Source organism: Streptomyces sp. NPDC029014 (genome assembly GCF_055564695.1).
In genome coordinates this window covers 1-1002 of sequence record NZ_JBVHVT010000259.1, presented here as the reverse complement: position 1 = coordinate 1002, position 1002 = coordinate 1, and the positions used below count along the sequence as shown (strand labels likewise).

At 59.3% G+C, this 1002-nt stretch carries 2 protein-coding genes; both read right to left on the bottom strand.

Annotated elements, in window-relative coordinates:
* Positions 1–6 precede the first annotated feature (6 nt).
* On the bottom strand, positions 7–231 hold the full coding sequence (locus ACZ4VL_RS40980; RefSeq protein ID WP_139726877.1) for a hypothetical protein: 225 nt from the start codon (positions 229–231) through the stop codon (positions 7–9).
* Between the two features lie 320 nt (positions 232–551).
* Positions 552–1002, bottom strand: a 451-nt coding sequence (locus ACZ4VL_RS40975) for a hypothetical protein (RefSeq protein ID WP_468211179.1), incomplete at its 5' end; no start/stop codon positions are given.

Genomic DNA, 1002 nt, shown 5'->3' with positions numbered 1-1002 from the left:
ACCTGCTCATAGCTCTGCAGCGATTTCCTCGTGATCCAACGCTTCGGAAACCTCGGCCAGGGTGGCATACCCGCGGAGACTGGATTGGTGTTTCCCGTCCGAGAGTTCCCAGCGCGGCATGGCTTCGCAGTTGTTGGCGGCTTCCATTTTGACGTGGAGCCCAGCTTCGGAGAGTCGCAGTCCCAAACGGGCGGCGCGGTTTTCGAGGGTTTGGCGGCGAGGGGTTTTCATGATGAATCCTTGTTTGGTTTTCAGGTCAGCGGTATTGCCTCCCTACAAATCCAGGTTACGACAGGGCATAAAAATGTAAACTCAAAAACAACACATTTGTTTGACTAAAGTGCAGAACTGACGGGCAACCGCAAAAGACACCAAAACCCTGAAACACCTCACACTTCCAGCCAAGCACGGGCCCGGCGGAAGCCGAGGCCCCTCCCGCCTTTTCTCCACAACGCTTTTGCTCTAGCCGCTTTTGCCGTTGCTCTTTCCACCCGCCGCCAGCCATAAAAAAGGCGGCCCATGGCCGCCTGTCGTTCACTACCAACCCAGGGCTACCGTTGTTTCCTCGCCCGCCCCACGATGGCTTTCCGAACCTGTCTCCGCATTGGATCCAGGTCATCGGTTGCCGTGGTCACGACGAGGCGACGCTTGCTCTTTTTGAGCTCCTGGCAAGCCCAGGAAGCCAGCGCAATGAGCGCGGTGGTGAGAATCGGCTGTTCTTCCCCGGTGACGTCCTGAATCTGCTCCCGGAGCTTGGGCGGCACGGTGACCATCGTTCGCTCCACACGCGCCCCGTTCTCGTCGCGGTAGTCGAACATGGTGGAGTCGCGTCCCACGTCCAGATGAACCCTCTGGCCGTCCCGCAGGTAGGGCCGCTCCTCGGAGTAGTCGAAATAGGTTCTCCGCCCAGGCGCGTCCCCTGCAGCCACCATCAGCTCTGCCAGTTGCCCTTCGGAAAACTGGCCCAGATCAATGAGCGGCGCATACGTGCGTTCCGGCTTG